We start from the raw sequence: 15,983 nt of genomic DNA on the forward strand, positions 1-15,983 counted from the left end.
CGCACCGACGGTGGAGAACGCATTGATGACGGAGTTTGACTATGTCGTGGTTGGCGCGGGCGCGGCGGGTTGCGTGCTCGCCAACCGTCTTTCGCAAAGCGGGCGCCATACGGTGCTGCTCATTGAAGCAGGACCCGAGGACCACAGTCCCCTGATCCGGATGCCCAAGGGATTCGGGAAGCTGCTGGGCGATCCGGCGCACGCCTGGTTCATCCCGGTGCAGCCCGACGACGGCAACGGGCACCGCAATGAAATCTGGCTTCGCGGCAAGATGCTCGGAGGTTCGAGCAGCATCAACGGCATGGTGTACATGCGTGGACATCCAGACGACTACGACGGATGGGGCGAACTGGGCGTGGAGGGCTGGAGCTGGCAGAACCTGGCGCCGTGCTTCAGGCAGATCGAAGATCACGCGCTGGGCGCCGACGAACTGCGGGGTTCGGGCGGCCCACTGAAAGTCTCGCCGTATGCGCAGCGCAACCGCATTGGCGACGCTGTTCTCGAGGCGTGCCGGTCGCTTGGCATTCGGCGCGTGGAGGATATCAACCGGCTCGATCACGAGGGCGTGGCCTATCTGATCTACACGATACGCAACGGGCAGCGGCAAAGCTCGGCCGAAGCCTTTCTGAAGCCCGCGCGTTCGCGCAAGAACCTCTCGGTCGTTACTGCGACGCAGGCCGCGCGAATCGTGTTTGACGGCACGCGCGCAACAGGCGTGCAATGCGAAAGCGCGGGGCAGCAGATCGTTTACCGTGCACGCCGCGAAGTCGTGCTGTCGGCTGGAGCGATCGAGTCACCGCGGCTTTTGCAGTTGTCGGGCATTGGCGATCCCGGCCATCTGCAGTCGCTTGGCATTCCGGTCGTGGCAGCGAGCCCGGGCGTCGGGCTCAACATGCGCGAGCACTATCTGTATATGGTGCAGGCGCGTTTGCGGCATTGGCGCAACTCGCAGAACCGGCAGTTCAGCGGCCTGCGCTTGTGGCGCAACGCGATGCAGTATTTCCTGTTCCGCCGTGGCGTGATGTCGCTCGGCTCCTATCAGGTGGGCGGCTTCGTCAAGACTGCTCCGGACGCGAAGCGCCCCGACGTTCAGTTGATGATGGCGCCGTACTCGATGGATTTCGGCGCGGCCAGCTATGCGTTCGAGACGTTTCCTGGCATGCAGCTTTTCAGCTATCCACTGCGTCCGCGCAGTGAGGGACACGTGAGGATCCAGTCGGCGGACTCCCGCGTGCCGCCCGAAGTCGTTGCGAACTATCTTGCCGATACGTACGACCAGCGGATGGCCGTCAACGCGTTCCGCCTCATGCGCAACGTGCTGGCCGCCGAGCCGCTTGCGAGCCTGCTCGATGGAGAGACGCGTCCAGGTTCCGCCGTTCAGACCGACGCCGAGATTCTCGACCTCTACCGGCGCGAGGGGCAGTCCGGCTATCACGCTTGCGGCACCTGCAAGATGGGCTCCGATGCGCTTGCCGTGCTCGATTCGCGCTTGCGCGTGCGGGGCGTTGAAGGCCTGCGCGTGATGGATCTCTCAGTGACGCCCACGATGATCTCCGGCAACACCAATGGCCCCATGATGGCGATGGCATGGCGTGCCGCCGGCCTGATCCTCGAGGATGCACGATGAGCCATCTCGAGGACTACGGCAGGCGCTTTGCGAACATTGAATTCGAGCGGCGCGATGGCGTTCTACAGGTACGCCTGCACACGGATGGCGGCCCGCTCAAGTGGGGCGCGCTCGACGGCAGCATTCACACTCAGCTAGGCGAGGCGTTTTATCAGATCGCACGCGACCTCGAAAATCGCGTAGTGATCCTGACGGGCACCGGCGATGCGTTCTGCGACGCCATGAACTACGCCGAGCTTCCGTCGGAACCGCTTGCGCAAATCTGGCCGCGCCTGCAGCGCGAGGGGCAGGACTTGCTCATGCAACTGCTGGACGTTCCGGTTCCCGTTATCGGCGCGATCAACGGCCCGGCGCTCATTCACGCCGAGTTGCTCGTGATGTCCGATATCGTGCTCGCGGCCAGTCACGCCGAAATCTCGGACCAGGCGCACTTCGTTCACGGCGTCGTGCCGGCGGATGGCGTGCAGATCGTCTGGCCGATGTTGATCGGCCATAACCGCGCTCGCCATTTCCTGCTCACTGGTGAGCGTATGACGGCACAACGCGCGTGGGAGCTTGGCGTGGTCGGCGAAGTCGTCGCGCAGGAAGCGCTGCTCGATCGCGCCTGGGAGATCGCCTGCGGCCTCGCGGCGAAGCCGATCGAAACCCTGCGTTATACCCGCGCGGTCTTTGCTCAGCCGTTCAAGCGTCGCATGGCCGACGAACTGGGCTACGGACTCGCGCTCGAAGGGCTCGCCGGCATTGCCGCGCAGTCTGGCAAGACCTAGCCCGTCAAAGCGACATGTTCACGAATGGGAGACACGATATGGATCTGGCAGTGAAAACACTACCTGGGCGAAATGCAATCGTTCAACAGGCGCTCGACCGCGCGACGCAGGAAGGCGGCGAGATCGGTGTGCAGGTGGCGGCCTATCTGAATGGCAGGCTCGAGATCGACGCATGGAGCGGCGTGGCCGATCCGTCCACCGGCCGCCTCGTTGACGGCGATACGCTCTTCAACGTCTATTCGGTGACGAAGGCAGTCGCGGCAACCGCGCTGCACATTCTGGCCGACCGCGGGCTCATCGAATACGACGCGCCGGTCACGCGCTATTGGCCGGAGTACGGTGCGCACGGGAAAGACAAGACGACGGTACGCGATGTGCTGACTCACCGCGCGTGCGTGCCGCAGATGCCGGACGGCGTGACGCCGGAACTGATGTGCGACTGGCAATGGATGACGCGCGCCATCGCGAACCTGGAGCCGCTCGCCGAGCCGGGCACGAAGACGCTTTATCTTTCGATGACCTTCGGCTGGATCGTTGGCGAGCTGGTGCGACGCGCCGACCCGAAGAAGCGCTCGCTGGGCCGCTTCGTTCAGGAGGAGATTGCGAAGCCGCTCGGTATAGACGATCTCTGGATTGGCATTCCCGACGAAGTCGAGCCGCGCATCGCTCGACTTACCGATGCAATAGTGCCAGTTCCCGCGGAATATCTGCCGCCGCTGTTCCTGCGCTCGATGCCGCAGCCGGTCGCGTTGACGCCACACGTGTTCGAGCGCCCGGACGTACGGCGCGCCGAAGTGGCGGGTGTTGGCGGGATCTTCAATGCGCGTAGTGAAGCGCGTTTCTGGGCGATGCTGGCATGCGGCGGCGAGCTGGACGGCGTGAGGATCCTTTCGAAGGAACTCGTGGCCACGCTGAATACGCCGCGCGCCAACAGCGAAGAGCCGGACCCGGTGATGTTCGGCTTTCCGATTCCGATCACAATCGGCGGCTTCTGGTTCGGCGGCAATCATCCGCCGGTGACGGCGGCGCGTTCGCCGCGCGCATTGTGCCATCCGGGGCAGGGCAATTCGATCGGCTGGGCGGATCCCGATACGGGACTCGCGGTGGCGATCTGCCACAACAAGCTGTTCAACCCGGCCACGCCGGAAGAAGATCCGTTGCTTCCGATCGCCGTTGCGATTCGTGAAGCGCTGGATCTGGAGTGATCGTCGCAATGGTCATGGATATTGCGCATTTGCAGCAATGGACCGGACGCACCGAGGAAGTGCGGGACGAGGTCACTCTCACGCCGATGGCGGCGCTCGGCGCCTTGCTCGACCGCGACGAGCCGCCTGCAGCGGCTGGCGATGATTTGCCACCTTTGTGGCACTGGCTTTATTTTCTGCCTGTTCATCGTCAGTCGATGGTCGGTACGGACGGCCATCCAAAGCGCGGCGGTTTCCTCCCGCCCGTCGACCTGCCCCGGCGCATGTGGGCGGGCAGTCAGCTCGAGTTTCTGCGGCCGCTGAAGGCGGGCAGCGCGATTGCGCGTCTTTCTCGCATCGAGAGCGTTGCGCACAAGCAGGGACGCACCGGCGATCTCGTGTTCGTCAAGGTCAAGCACGAGGTCAGCGACGGAGCCGGACTCGCGATCGTCGAACGTCAGGATATCGTTTATCGCGATCATCCGGCCGCGAGCGAAAAGCCGGCTGCGCCACAGGCTGCGCCCGCAGGCGCTCAGTGGGCGCGCGAGGTCGTTCCCGATCCCGTGCTGCTGTTTCGCTATTCGGCGCTTACCTTGAATGGTCATCGTATTCACTACGATCGGCCATACGCGACCAGCGAGGAGGGATACGAGGGGCTCGTGGTGCACGGACCGCTGCTTGCCACGCTACTCATGGACTCGCTGAGATCCGAATTGCCGGGTGCGCGCGTGGGATCGTTCTCGTTTCGCGCGATCAAGCCAGTGGTGGACACGTCACCTTTCTATGTCTGCGGCAAGCGGGACGAGTTGGACCCCGGCAAAGTGGGCTTGTGGATTTCGGGCAGCGATGGATCGTTGCGTATGGAAGCATCGGCCGTGCTCGCCTGATGTGATGAATCCGGTCCGCCAACGTGTTTGATCGTCCGCGGACCGGGCCCTGAACTGGAGTGTTATGCGTTCGTTTCTTTTTGTGCCTGGGAGCAAGCCCGAGCGATTCGCCAAGGCGCTCGCGGCAGGGGCCGATGCGGTGATCGTGGACCTTGAAGACGCCGTCGTCGACGCGGATAAGGCGTCAGCACGCGCACATGTCGCCGATGCCGCGCGAACATTTTCGGCTTCGCCGGTTCGTGTGCTGTTGCGCATCAACGGTGCTGGAACACAGTGGTTTGAGGATGACCTCTCGCTTGCGGCGTCTGAGTGTATCGATGGCATCGTGCTGCCGAAGGCGGAGAATTCGGCAGCGCTGACCGCTGTCGCGACGGCAGCGCAGAAGCCGATATGGCCGATCATCGAATCCGCCATGGGCGTCTGGAACGCGTTGGAAGTGGCGCGCATGCCCGGTGTTGAGCGGCTCATTTTCGGCTCGGTGGACTTCGAGCTCGATCTCGATTGCGATGGTTCATGGGATGCGTTGCTGCACGCGCGTTCGCGCATCGTACTGGCCTCGCGTGTAGCCGGAATTCAGTCTCCGGTGGATGGCGTAACCGTGGCGATCGATGACGAACGGCAACTTGCGGAGGACTCGTCGAAGGCGCGATCGATGGGTTTCGGCGGCAAGCTGTGCATTCATCCACGCCAGGTCGAAGCGGTCAACGCTGCGTTCAGCCCGAGCGCAGATGAAATTGCCAAGGCGCGGCGAATCGTCGAGGCGTACGAGCGCGCTGAAGGCGGGGCAGTGTCCGTGGATGGACGGATGGTGGACTTGCCGGTCTTGCTCAAGGCAAGACGCATAGTCGGCTTGTCCGAAAAGACCGAAAACGTGCGCGGTTCGGTAGAAAGATAAGGAGAACTGCGGGGCGGCCACTGCGCCGCCCGCGCCACCACCGAAAGATGTGGCGCGGGCGTTGTTCAACCGTGCTTACACCGGATCCCACGGCGTGAGCGCCATGGAGGGCACGTTCGGGAAGAAGCTCGACTCGAACGCCGGCATGACTTGCTCGGCAATCGCTTCGGGCGTCCAGCCGCCGTCGCGATGCAGCGAGCGGATCATGCGGATCTGGTTGAAGAAGTAGATTTCGTTGGCGCGCACGCCGAAGATCTGGCCCGAAACCTTGGCGGCCTGGTCGGAGGCGAGGTACACCGCAAGCGGCGCGATCTTGCGGGATTCCATGCGCTTGAGAATCTCGACGCGTGCCTTTTGCTCGGGCGTTTCCGAGGGAATCGAGGCCGTCATCGCAGTCCATGCCCACGGCGCGATGCAGTTAGAGCGCACATTGAATTTGGCCATGTCGAGCGCGATCGACTTCGACAGACCGACGACACCCATCTTGGCGGCCGAGTAGTTGGCTTGCCCGATATTGCCAATCAGACCGGACGTGGAGGTCATATGAACGAAGCTGCCGCCGTTTTGGGCCTTGAAATGCGGAGCCGCAGCACGCGCCACGAAAAACGACCCGTTCAGGTGGACGTCGACCACGGCCTTCCACTCGTCGAGACTCATGTTGAAGAACATGCGGTCACGCACGATGCCGGCGTTGTTGACCACACAGTCGATGCGGCCGAACGTGTCCAGCGCGGCCTGCACGATCTTCTGGGCCGAATCCCATTCGGCGACGCTGTCCGTCGAGGCAACCGCTTGTCCGCCGGCCTCCTTGATTTCCGCGACAACGCGCTGTGCGGCGAATTCGCCGGTTTCGGCGTTACGACCGAGGTCGTTGACGACGACCTTGGCCCCGTTCGCCGCGAATTGCAGCGCGAAATCGCGCCCGATGCCGGCACCCGCCCCCGTTACCACTACCACCTTGTCCCTGACGAAATCGCTCACTCTTGTCTCCGTTCGATACAGGCGTTGATGTAGAAAAGCTCGCCTCGGTATAATAGCAAAACTGAACGACGTTGCATAATATGAACGCTAGCGTGTTGACGCGGAGTGTGGCGATTCATCCATTTGAAGACGACGAAATGAAAGGAGACGCAAGATGAATGATACGAAAGGCTGGACCGTGCCAGACCACGTTCCGCGAGAACTCGTGGTCGATTTCGACTATATGAACCCGCCTGGCGCACAAGACGATGTTCATCTGGCATGGAAGTCGTTGCACGCGGGGCCCGACATCGTGTGGTCCCCTTACTATGGCGGCCACTGGATCGCCACGCGAGGCGAAGATATCGAGGCGATGCAGAAGGACCATACGCGCTTCTCGCATCAAAGCGTCAACGTTCCGCCGCTCAACGAGTCGCGGCTCGTGCCGCTCGAACTCGACCCGCCTGAGCACACTGCGTACCGCAACCTGATCACGCCCGCTTTTCTTCCACAGGCAATCGCATCGCTCGAGAGCGACGTGCGCAGCCTCGCAATCGAGTTGATCGAAAAGCTCGCTCCGCGAGGCGAATGCGAGTTCGTCTCGGAGTTCTCGAAGATCCTGCCGATCGTAATTTTCCTGCGTCTCGCAGATCTTCCGTTGAGCGATCGCGAGCAGTTGCTCGAATGGGCGGAGTGGGCCGTGCGCGGCAATCTCGAAGAACGCATCGAATCCCAGCACCGCCTTGGCGGCTATATAGCCACATGGGTGGAAAAGCGCAAGGCGCAGGCGGGCGGCGACCTGGTCAGCCTGATCGTCAACGCGCAGATCGACGGCAAGCCGATCAGCCCCGAGCGCATGTTCGGCATGTTCATCGTCGTGCTGTTCGGCGGGCTGGATACCGTCGCGTCGTTGATGGGTTTCATCGCACGTTTCCTCGCCGAGAATCCGGCGCACCGGCAGCAGCTCATCGAGAATCCGGAACTGATGGTGTCGTCGGTCGACGAATTGATCCGGCGCTTTGGCGTGGCGAATACCGCGCGACTCATTACTCAGGACATGGAATACAAAGGCATCCAGTTCAAAAAGGGTGACCAGATCCAGTTGCCGAACTCGCTGTTCGGCCTCGACGACCGTAAGTTCAGCAACCCGCTTGCCGTCGACCTCACGCGCAAGCCGGTGATGCATGCGGCCTTCGGCAACGGGCCGCATCGCTGCCCCGGCTCGTTTCTCGCGCGCACGGAGATCAAGGTGTTCCTGCAGGAATGGCTCAAACGCATTCCCGATTTCCGCATTCGCGAGGACGACAGGCCACGATGCGGCTCGGGCTCCGTCAACGGCATGCTTTATCTGCCGCTCGCCTGGGATGTAGCGCCCTGAAACAACTCCAACTCAACGACTCACAGAGCGATCATGAAAAAGTGGCAGTGCATTTTTTGCGGGTTTTACTACGACGAAGCAGCGGGACTTCCTGCGGAGGGCATCGCGCCCGGCACCCGCTGGGAAGACATCCCGGATGACTGGGCATGCCCCGAGTGCGGCGCGACCAAGGCCGACTTCGTGATGGTCGAGGTGGAGGCCTGAGGGTTAGGGTATGCGCACGCGCCAGGCCGTGCGCTTCGTCGCCCAGTGTCAAGCGCGCTCGAAGATTGCGGCAATACCCTGGCCGCCGCCGATGCACATGGTCTCGAGCGCATAACGCCCCTTTCGGCGCGTGAGTTCGTGCAGGAGCGTCGTCATGATCCGCACGCCCGTTGCGCCAATCGGATGGCCGAGCGATATGCCGGAGCCGTTCACGTTGAGCCGGCCGGTATCGTGCCAGTTCCAGCCTTTGAGGACTGCCAGCACCTGGCATGCGAACGCCTCGTTGACTTCGACGAGATCCATCTGATCGAGCGAGAGACCCGTGCGCGCCATGAGCTTCTGGACCGCAGGCACGGGGCCGATGCCCATGCGTGACGGCTCGCAGCCGGCGGCGGCCCAGCCGGTAAGCCAGGCGATGGGTTCGAGTCCGAGCGCTTCGAGGCGGTCTTCCGCGACGACTAGGCAAGCGGCTGCGGCGTCATTCTGCTGGCTGGAGTTGCCCGCGGTAACCGTGCCGCCAGGCGTCAACGCGCGAAGCTTGCCGAGACTGTCCATGCTGGCGTCCGCACGGAATCCTTCGTCCCTGGAAAAGAGGAGCGGTTCGCCCTTCTTTTGGGGAACGCTGACCGCAAGGATTTCTTCGGCCATGCGGCCCGACTCCCACGCCGCCGCCGCGCGCTGATGGCTGCGCAACGCAAATTCATCGGCGGCCTCCCGGCTGATGCCGTAGTCGGTGGCGAGATTTTCCGCCGTCTCGATCATGCCGGAGATATAGCCGAAGCGAGATTCGGGCTGCGAGCGCTCGCGGCCGCGTGCGAGACGGTCGTGAAACTGGACGGAGCCCGAACGGGCGCCCCAGCGCATGTCCGTGCTGTAGTACTCGATGTTGCTCATGCTTTCCACGCCGCCGGCCAGCACCACGTCGGCGGCGCCGGTCTGCACCATCATCGCCGCGGTGGCGAGCGCCTGCAGGCCGCCGCCGCAGCGGCGGTCCAGTTGCATGCCCGGCACTTCCACGGGCAGGCCCGCCTGCAGCGCGATCCAGCGGCCTACGCAGGGCGTTTCGCTGCTCGCATACGATTGCGCGAACACGACGTCGTCGATGCGAGCGGGATCGAGGCCCGCTCGCCGGATCGTTTCGTTTGCAACGAGTGCGCCGAGTTCTTCGACGGATACGCCGCGCAGGCTACCGCCAAAGGTGCCGACGGGCGTTCGTACGGGGGACACAATTGCTGCGCGTTTCATGGGACATTTCCTTGCAGGGTTTCGAGATTCTGATTCGGGCCAGATTGCGATCAGGCTACGAGTGTCTGACTGCCGGAGCGATTGGACGGCGGGGCGCCGGCCATCAGGTCGAGAGCGCCACGATGGTCCGGATGCGCGATCGCAAGCATGCGCTCGCGCCGTTGCCGCAACGTTAGTCCGCGCAGATCGGCAACGCCATATTCCGTCACCACGATCCCGGCGTCGCTGCGTGGCGTGCTGACCGGCCCGGTCAACGACGCGACAATGCGGGTAGCGCCCTTGCCAGCCGTGGAGGGCAGTGCGATGATCGGAACGCCGCCACGAGAGCGTCGCGCGCCGCGCAGGAAGTCCAATGCACCGCCCACCGCACCAACGTATACGCCCCCGGCAATTTCGGCGTTGATCTGCCCGCTAAGATCGACTTCGACTGCGGAGTTGATGGCGACGAAGCGATCGATGCTCGCGAGCACATGCGGGTCATGCGTGTAGCGGGTCGAACGAAACTCGATGGCGTCGTTGCGGTGCGCGAACTCGTGAATGCGGCGGCCACCCATCATCACGCCGGCGATGGTCGTGCCCATGTCGATGGTCTTGCGCGCATTGGTGATCACGCCGCTTTGCATGAGATCGGCGACTTTGTCTCCGATCGTGCCGGAATGAATACCGAGGTTTCGACGATCGGTGAGGCACGCAAGGATCGCCTCTGGAATCGCGCCGAGACCGAGTTGAATCGTGGCCCCGTCTTCGATCAAACTTGCCGTGTATTGCGCGATCGCCAGATCCGTTGCACTTGCTGCGCTGGGCGAACTTTCGGGCAGAGCCCGCGACGTCGGCAGGATGAAGTCGATCTCGTCGTCGCGAAGGTAGCGCTCGCCGTATGTCCAGGGCGCCTGCTCATTCACTTCCGCAACGACGACGCGCGCGTGCGTCAGTGCCGGAATCAGATATTCATGTGCAATGGACAGGCTATAGCGGCCCTGCGAATCGGGCGGCGCAAGCTGCAGCAGCAAGACGTCGATGGGAAACTGGCCCGACTCCATCATCTGTGGAAACTGCGAGTAGTGGCACGGAAGAATATCGAGTGAGCCAGCCTTGGCCAAAGCGCGGTTGGCGCCTGTGCCGCAGTACGAAACGAATTCAATGCAGTCTGCGTGCTCCGGGCGGCAGGTGTCGAAACTGCTGGCGCCCAGAAAAATCCGAAACGCTCCGATGCTATGCCGTTGCTCTAGCAACTTTCTCGTGAGCGGGAGGGGCTCAGCGTTCGATTGACCCCACGCGACGGTATCTCCGGGACGAACGATGGATGCGAAGTCGACGGAGTCCGCCTCTAGCAGTAAAGGCATGATGTTGTTCGCGTCAGTGCGTAGTTTGAGTCATTTGCGCAACGGCATGGGTCTCGTCGTGCTGCCCACGCACGGCGCCCGACGCGATGATTTCCGCGATCCGCTCTTCGCTGTATCCGATGCTGCGCAGTACGTCTTCCGTATGCTGGCCAAGGCGCGGAACGGCGAGCGGCGGCGCTGCAGGCTCCGTGCGGAAATGAATCGGGCTTGCAACGTGTTTGCGTCCGGACGGATCGCTTTGAATCATCGCGCGCTCATGCGCATGTGGATGGTCGAGCGCTTCGGCGAGCGAGAGCACAGGCGCGACGCTGATGTTTCGGCCCTCGAACCAGTCGAGCCATTCATCGAGCGTGCGGGTCAGGAAGGTACGCGTCAGGAATGCGCGCACCCGCGTCTGAGCTTCGCCGGCCGGACCGATGGCGTCGCCGACCAGGTCAGGGCGGCCGAGTGGCGTAAGCAGGTTAGTGGCAAAGCTGCGCTCCCGGCCGCCGAGGCAGAGCCATTTCGAATCGGCGGTCTCATAGCTGCTGAGCAGTGCGAGCCTGCTGTCGTCGTCTGGCGTCTCCTGAGATGAAACGTCCGGCGTGTTGAGCAAGTGGCCACTCAGATACGGCTGCGCCGTGAGCGCCGCATCGAAGAGCGAGATGTCGATATAGTCGCCGCGCCCTGTTTCCCGCGCGCGCAGGAGTGCCATCAACACAGCGGACAACGCCGTCAACGAACCGGCCAGCGCGGCGAGCGACGGCCCTGTGGTAACGGGCATCCCGCGGCTATCGCGCGGCAGCGTGCCCGCAAGCGCTTGAATCACCGGATCATGGGCGGGCAGCTGAGAGAGCGGGCCGTTCTGTCCAAATGCGGTCATCGCGCAATAAACGAGTCGCGGGTTCGTCCGGCTCACCGTGTCGTAGTCGATGCCAAGGCGGGCGGCCACCCCCGGCCGTGACGATTCGATCACCACGTCGGCCTCGTTCATCAGCTTGAGCGCCGCCTCGCGTCCATCGGGATGCTTCAGGTCGAGGGCGATGCTGCGCTTGCCGCGGTTGATCGCGGCGAAGAACGCGCCATCCGTGCCCGGCGCGCCGCGTGTGGGGTCGCCGGTGACCGGTTCGATCTTGATGACTTGCGCCCCGTGTTCCGCGAGATTGGCGGCGAGGAACGGACCCGGCATGAACTGTGACAGGTCCACGACGCGAAGACCGGTGAGTTTCATGCGAGAGCGGCTCCGAAGCCGAGCTGGCGTTGCGCGATCGCGGCAGCCTCCTTCACGATGCGTTCGATCAATTCCGCACAAGTCGGCAGGTCGTGGATGAGACCGGTCACGATCCCGGCGGGGAACGCGCCGCCTTCGACTTCTCCCGTGACGAACGCGTCCATCCAACGCTTTGCTCCGGTCAGCGCGTAGAGGTCGGCATGCGTCACGTGCCCGCTGTGCTCCAGTTCGAGCGCGGCGAGGCTCACGCTATTCTTGATCACACGGCTTGAATCGCCGAGCGAGCGGCCGACCACCACCGTATCGCGCTCCGTCGCTTCCAGCAGACGTTGCTTGATCGCCGGATGGACCTGCGATTCTTGCGTGAGCATGAAGCGCGTGCCCATATTGATGCCGTCCGCACCGAGCGCCAGAGCCGCCATCAGACCGCGCCCATCGGCGAAACCACCGGAGGCGAGAATCGGCACCTTCAGCTTGTCGGCGGCGGCGGGAATCAGGATCAGTCCCGGGATATCGTCTTCACCGGGGTGCCCCGCGCATTCGAACCCGTCGATGCTGACGGCGTCTGCGCCGAGCGATTCGGCCTTCACCGCGTGGCGGACCGTGACGCACTTATGGACGACCTTGACGCCGTGCGCCTTGAATTCGGCGATGTATTTCGCGGGATTGCTGCCTGCCGTTTCCACGACCTTGACACCCTGCGAAACGATGGTGCGCACATACGCGTCATAGTCGAGACCGGCATTCGCGCCGAGTACGGTCAGATTCACACCGAACGGCTTGTCCGTGAGCGAACGCACTTTGTCGATTTCACGCGCGAGCGCGTCGGCGCTTGCATGCGTATGCGCGGAGATGAACCCAAGACCGCCCGCGTTACCTACGGCCGCTGCCAGTTCAGCGCGCGCCACCCAGCGCATGCCGCCTTGAATGATGGGGTATTGAATGCCGAGTAATTCAGTAATACGGTTGACGTAGGTTTTCATCACGTGCCTGTAGTCTGGGGAGGGAGTGTGGGTGCCAGAGAAGGGCGCTGGATGCGCGCGGCCTGGCGTGCTCGGTTAGCGACGGCAGAAGTGGCTCTTTTTTCTCAGCGATTCAACAATCGCGGAACTGCGGCTTGCGTTTTTCGGCGAAGGCCGCCATGCCTTCCTTGCGGTCTTCGGTGGCGAAGGTCGAATACGCCATGCGCCGCTCGAACAGGATGCCTTCGGCGAGGCTCGATTCGTAAGCACGGTTGACGCACTCTTTCGCCATCGCCACGACCGGTTGCGAGAATCGCGCGATTTCGTCGGCTGTTTTCAGCGCTTCGCCGACGAGCGTATCGACAGGAACGATGCGGCTCACGAGTCCGCATCGTTCGGCTTCGACAGCGTCCATCTTGCGGCCGGTGAGGATCATCTCCATCGCCTTCGATTTACCGAGCACGCGCGTGAGGCGTTGTGTGCCGCCGGCGCCGGGAATGGTTGCGAGGGTGATTTCGGGAAGGGCGAAACGCGCGTTGTCGGCGGCCAGAATGAAGTCGCACATCATGGCCAGCTCGCAGCCTCCGCCCAACGCGAGACCGGCGACGGCGGCGATGACCGGTTTACGGCAACGCGAGGTGCGCTCCCAGTTCGAAGTGATGAACTGGTTCTTGTAGACGTCCATGTACGTCCATTCGCCCATCATCTTGATGTCGGCTCCGGCGGCGAATGCTTTTTCACCGCCGGTGAGCACGATCGCGCCGATGGCAGGATCGGCCTCGAGGCCGTCGAGTGCGGCCGTCAGCTCGTCCATCAACTGGTTGTTCAGGGCGTTATAGGCTTGCGGACGGTTCAGCTTGATCAAGCCGGTCTTGCCGTGAATATCGACGATGATCGTCTCGTAGGCCATGGTCTTTCCTTGCGGGAATCAGGGTGAACACTTAAGCCAGCATCGGTATCTGCCCGGCCTTGGTTGTATTGGCTGTGGCACCCCGTTCAGACTGCATCGGGGCGTGCCGCGCGTTGCCAAATTTGTGAACGACGTTTATGATTCTGAATGTGTGACCCGGCTTTGTCAATTGAGCCCATGGTCAGATTCGCTAATGGAAAACACCGCGAGGAGACAGTGCATGACGACTCGTCACGAGGACGGACAGATTCGCGTTGAACAACGCGGGAACCTGCTTTTGATAGGGATCGACCGGCCGGAAAAGCGCAACGGCTTTACCCCGAAGATGTTCAAGGAACTGGCCGCCGCTTACACGCGGCTCGAGAACAGCAGCGATCTGTTCTGCGGCCTGGTCTATGCCGAAGGCGACCACTTTACGGCGGGGCTCGACATGCCGAAGATCGCGCCGCTGCGCCGTGAGGGCAAACCCTTGCTTCCGGAGGGCGAGGTCGATCCGTTCAATTTGCGCGCGCCGCTGCGCACCAAGCCGGTCGTCATCGCTCTCAAGGGAATCTGCTTTACGGTCGCGGTCGAATTGATGCTCGCATCGGAAGTGGCCGTGGCCGCGGATAACTGCCGTTTCTCCCAGCTTGAAGTGAAGCGGGGGATCATGGCAGGTTGTGGTGCGACGTTCCGCATGGTCCAGCGTGCCGGCTGGGGCAACGCGATGAAGGTGCTGCTCACCGGCGACGAGTTCACTGCCGAGGAGGCGCGCCACATGAACTTCGTTCAGGACGTCGTGCCGGCGGGCCAGGAGTTCGACCGCGCGCTGGCTATCGCAGAGCGAATCGCCGCGCAGGCGCCGCTCGCCGTGCAGGCCACGATGCAGAACGCGCGCGTTTCACTGGGGCAAGGCTGGCAGGATGCCTACGCGACGATTCAGTCGACCCAGCAGTTTCTCTACAACACGGAAGACGCAAAGGAAGGCGTTCAGTCCTTCATCGAAAAGCGTACGGCGAAGTTCGTCGGACGCTGATGCATGGCTTGCGGCGCGGCCGGTATGAATTCAAGGGGACAGTTTGATATGACGAAAGGCGCGTTGGCGGGGGTTCGCGTACTAGACCTGAGCCGTATTCTCGCGGGGCCCTGGGGTGCGCAGATGCTGGCGGATCTCGGAGCGGAGGTCATCAAGGTCGAGCGTCCGGGCAAGGGGGACGATTCGCGGCAGTTCGGCCCGCCGTTTCTCATGGATCGCGAGGGCAAGGTCACGCGCGAGTCGACGTTCTTTATCAGCGCGAACCGCGGCAAGAAGTCGATCACGTGCGATATATCGACGCCCGACGGTCAGGCGCTGATACGCTCGCTGGCCGCGCATTGCGACGTGCTGCTCGAGAATTACAAGGTTGGCGACCTTAAGCGTTATGGGCTCGACTATGAGAGCCTCAAGCTCGTCAATCCGCGCCTGATCTACTGCTCGATAACAGGGTTCGGACAAACCGGGCCGTACAGTCCGCGCCCCGGATACGACTCGATTTTCCAGGCGATGGGCGGTCTGATGAGCGTCACGGGCAACGGCGACGACGTGCCAGGCGGAGGACCGATGAAAACCGGGCCCAGTCTCGCGGACATCCTTTGTGGACAGTACGCGGCGTCCGCGATCATCGCCGCGCTCTATCATCGCGACGCGGCGCAAGGCGGCAGTGGGGAGGGGCAGTACATCGACCTGGCGCTGCTGGACGCGATGATCGCCGCCACATCGCACTACGCAAGCCAGTACCTCGTTTCGGGGCAGATTCCGATCCGGCGCGGGACGGAGGGGAACGGCGGCATGCCGTCGCGCATGTTCCGTTGTGCCGATCGCGACATCATGATCGTTGCCGGAAACAACGAGCAATACGCGCGGATGTGCAACGTCCTCGGGCACCCCGAACTCGCCAACGACCCGCGATTCAGCGAGATTGTGCTGCGCGTGAAGAATCGTCGCGCGCTTGGCGAAGTGTTCGAGCCGCTGATCGCCGAATGGCAAAGCGACGAACTGCTGGCAGCATTTGACGCGGCTGGGGTGCCGGCGGGGCCGATCAACAATCTGGAACAAGTGTTCGCCGATCCCCATGTGCAGGCGCGTGCGATGTGTGTTGAAGTCGCCCATCCGCTCACCGACGAGGCGGTCCGTATGGTTGCCAATCCGGTGAAGATGTCGGGCACGCCTATCGATTCGTACGGAGCGCCGCCGATGCTCGGGCAGCACACGGACGCCGTGCTGCGTGATGTGCTGGGTATGTCGCAATCCGATATCGATACCTTGCGCGAAAAGAAGGTACTTTAGAAAGCAGGATCTTGCGAAGCGCAGCCCTTCGGGGCTGCGCTCTCTTGTGGACTATCCATATCAATCAGGATAACGAATGTCTCTGTCGTTGCGAGACATTCGAGGA

Annotated in this window: 15 protein-coding genes; 9 read left to right on the plus strand and 6 right to left on the minus strand. The window is 62.7% G+C overall.

What is annotated here, in order from left to right:
• Positions 1–25: 25 nt before the first annotated feature.
• The 5 genes from M3A49_RS11805 to M3A49_RS11825 all read left to right on the plus strand — a co-directional run bounded on the left by M3A49_RS11805 (position 26) and on the right by M3A49_RS11825 (position 5,360).
• Complete coding sequence (locus tag M3A49_RS11805; protein ID WP_266228840.1) at positions 26–1,627, plus strand: GMC family oxidoreductase; 1,602 nt, start codon at positions 26–28, stop codon at positions 1,625–1,627.
• Complete coding sequence (locus M3A49_RS11810; RefSeq protein ID WP_266228841.1) at positions 1,624–2,394, plus strand: enoyl-CoA hydratase/isomerase family protein; 771 nt, start codon at positions 1,624–1,626, stop codon at positions 2,392–2,394. Before M3A49_RS11805 ends, M3A49_RS11810 begins: the two co-directional genes overlap by 4 nt.
• A 50-nt stretch (positions 2,395–2,444) precedes the next feature.
• Entirely contained in the window at positions 2,445–3,599 is a 1,155-nt protein-coding gene (locus tag M3A49_RS11815; protein WP_266228842.1) for a serine hydrolase domain-containing protein, read from the plus strand.
• An 8-nt stretch (positions 3,600–3,607) separates the two neighbouring features.
• Complete coding sequence (locus tag M3A49_RS11820; protein WP_266228843.1) at positions 3,608–4,465, plus strand: FAS1-like dehydratase domain-containing protein; 858 nt, start codon at positions 3,608–3,610, stop codon at positions 4,463–4,465.
• A 64-nt stretch (positions 4,466–4,529) separates the two neighbouring features.
• On the plus strand, positions 4,530–5,360 hold the full coding sequence (locus tag M3A49_RS11825; RefSeq protein WP_266228844.1) for an HpcH/HpaI aldolase/citrate lyase family protein: 831 nt from the start codon (positions 4,530–4,532) through the stop codon (positions 5,358–5,360).
• Between the two features lie 75 nt (positions 5,361–5,435).
• On the opposite strand, the gene M3A49_RS11830 is transcribed toward M3A49_RS11825, so the two are convergent.
• Entirely contained in the window at positions 5,436–6,341 is a 906-nt protein-coding gene (locus tag M3A49_RS11830; RefSeq protein ID WP_266228845.1) for an SDR family NAD(P)-dependent oxidoreductase, read from the minus strand.
• A 154-nt stretch (positions 6,342–6,495) separates the two neighbouring features.
• On the opposite strand from M3A49_RS11830, the gene M3A49_RS11835 reads away from it, so the two are divergent.
• Both M3A49_RS11835 and M3A49_RS11840 read left to right on the plus strand, forming a co-directional pair.
• Positions 6,496–7,698: a cytochrome P450 gene (locus M3A49_RS11835; protein ID WP_266228846.1), complete on the plus strand. Its 1,203-nt coding sequence runs from the start codon at positions 6,496–6,498 to the stop codon at positions 7,696–7,698.
• A gap of 33 nt (positions 7,699–7,731) precedes the next feature.
• Positions 7,732–7,902 (plus strand): rubredoxin, encoded by a 171-nt coding sequence (locus tag M3A49_RS11840; RefSeq protein WP_008917747.1) that lies wholly within the window; start codon positions 7,732–7,734, stop codon positions 7,900–7,902.
• Between the two features lie 48 nt (positions 7,903–7,950).
• Here the strand turns inward: M3A49_RS11840 and M3A49_RS11845 are convergent, their stop codons facing one another.
• The 5 genes from M3A49_RS11845 to M3A49_RS11865 form a co-directional block, all read right to left on the minus strand.
• Complete coding sequence (locus tag M3A49_RS11845) at positions 7,951–9,147, minus strand: acetyl-CoA C-acetyltransferase (protein ID WP_266228847.1); 1,197 nt, start codon at positions 9,145–9,147, stop codon at positions 7,951–7,953.
• Between the two features lie 50 nt (positions 9,148–9,197).
• Entirely contained in the window at positions 9,198–10,490 is a 1,293-nt protein-coding gene (locus M3A49_RS11850) for an acetyl-CoA hydrolase/transferase family protein (protein ID WP_266228848.1), read from the minus strand.
• A 13-nt stretch (positions 10,491–10,503) separates the two neighbouring features.
• Entirely contained in the window at positions 10,504–11,700 is a 1,197-nt protein-coding gene (locus tag M3A49_RS11855; protein ID WP_266228849.1) for a CaiB/BaiF CoA transferase family protein, read from the minus strand.
• Positions 11,697–12,683: an NAD(P)H-dependent flavin oxidoreductase gene (locus tag M3A49_RS11860; protein WP_266228850.1), complete on the minus strand. Its 987-nt coding sequence runs from the start codon at positions 12,681–12,683 to the stop codon at positions 11,697–11,699. Before M3A49_RS11860 ends, M3A49_RS11855 begins: the two co-directional genes overlap by 4 nt.
• Positions 12,684–12,795: 112 nt before the next feature.
• Positions 12,796–13,572, minus strand: a complete 777-nt coding sequence (locus M3A49_RS11865; RefSeq protein ID WP_266228851.1) for an enoyl-CoA hydratase — start codon at positions 13,570–13,572, stop codon at positions 12,796–12,798.
• A 220-nt stretch (positions 13,573–13,792) separates the two neighbouring features.
• Between M3A49_RS11865 and M3A49_RS11870 the strand changes: the two genes are divergently transcribed.
• Together M3A49_RS11870 and M3A49_RS11875 are read left to right on the plus strand one after the other, a co-directional pair.
• Positions 13,793–14,587: a crotonase/enoyl-CoA hydratase family protein gene (locus tag M3A49_RS11870; RefSeq protein ID WP_254353270.1), complete on the plus strand. Its 795-nt coding sequence runs from the start codon at positions 13,793–13,795 to the stop codon at positions 14,585–14,587.
• Between the two features lie 48 nt (positions 14,588–14,635).
• Entirely contained in the window at positions 14,636–15,877 is a 1,242-nt protein-coding gene (locus M3A49_RS11875; RefSeq protein ID WP_266228852.1) for a CaiB/BaiF CoA transferase family protein, read from the plus strand.
• The last annotated feature ends 106 nt before the right edge of the window (positions 15,878–15,983 follow it).

Source organism: Paraburkholderia sp. CNPSo 3076 (assembly GCF_026343935.1).
GTDB classification, from domain to species: Bacteria; Pseudomonadota; Gammaproteobacteria; order Burkholderiales; family Burkholderiaceae; genus Paraburkholderia; species Paraburkholderia nodosa.

Bases quoted from the DNA above. Each gene is read 5' to 3' on its own strand.
- M3A49_RS11875 (WP_266228852.1), top strand. From the start codon at position 14,636: ATGACGAAAGGCGCGTTGGCGGGGGTTCGCGTACTAGACCTGAGCCGT.
- M3A49_RS11810 (WP_266228841.1), top strand. From the start codon at position 1,624: ATGAGCCATCTCGAGGACTACGGCAGGCGCTTTGCGAACATTGAATTC.
- M3A49_RS11820 (WP_266228843.1), top strand. From the start codon at position 3,608: ATGGTCATGGATATTGCGCATTTGCAGCAATGGACCGGACGCACCGAG.
- M3A49_RS11805 (WP_266228840.1), top strand. From the start codon at position 26: ATGACGGAGTTTGACTATGTCGTGGTTGGCGCGGGCGCGGCGGGTTGC.
- M3A49_RS11860 (WP_266228850.1), bottom strand. From the start codon at position 12,683: ATGAAAACCTACGTCAACCGTATTACTGAATTACTCGGCATTCAATAC.
- M3A49_RS11855 (WP_266228849.1), bottom strand. From the start codon at position 11,700: ATGAAACTCACCGGTCTTCGCGTCGTGGACCTGTCACAGTTCATGCCG.
- M3A49_RS11865 (WP_266228851.1), bottom strand. From the start codon at position 13,572: ATGGCCTACGAGACGATCATCGTCGATATTCACGGCAAGACCGGCTTG.
- M3A49_RS11825 (WP_266228844.1), top strand. From the start codon at position 4,530: ATGCGTTCGTTTCTTTTTGTGCCTGGGAGCAAGCCCGAGCGATTCGCC.
- M3A49_RS11840 (WP_008917747.1), top strand. From the start codon at position 7,732: ATGAAAAAGTGGCAGTGCATTTTTTGCGGGTTTTACTACGACGAAGCA.
- M3A49_RS11845 (WP_266228847.1), bottom strand. From the start codon at position 9,147: ATGAAACGCGCAGCAATTGTGTCCCCCGTACGAACGCCCGTCGGCACC.
- M3A49_RS11835 (WP_266228846.1), top strand. From the start codon at position 6,496: ATGAATGATACGAAAGGCTGGACCGTGCCAGACCACGTTCCGCGAGAA.
- M3A49_RS11850 (WP_266228848.1), bottom strand. From the start codon at position 10,490: ATGCCTTTACTGCTAGAGGCGGACTCCGTCGACTTCGCATCCATCGTT.
- M3A49_RS11870 (WP_254353270.1), top strand. From the start codon at position 13,793: ATGACGACTCGTCACGAGGACGGACAGATTCGCGTTGAACAACGCGGG.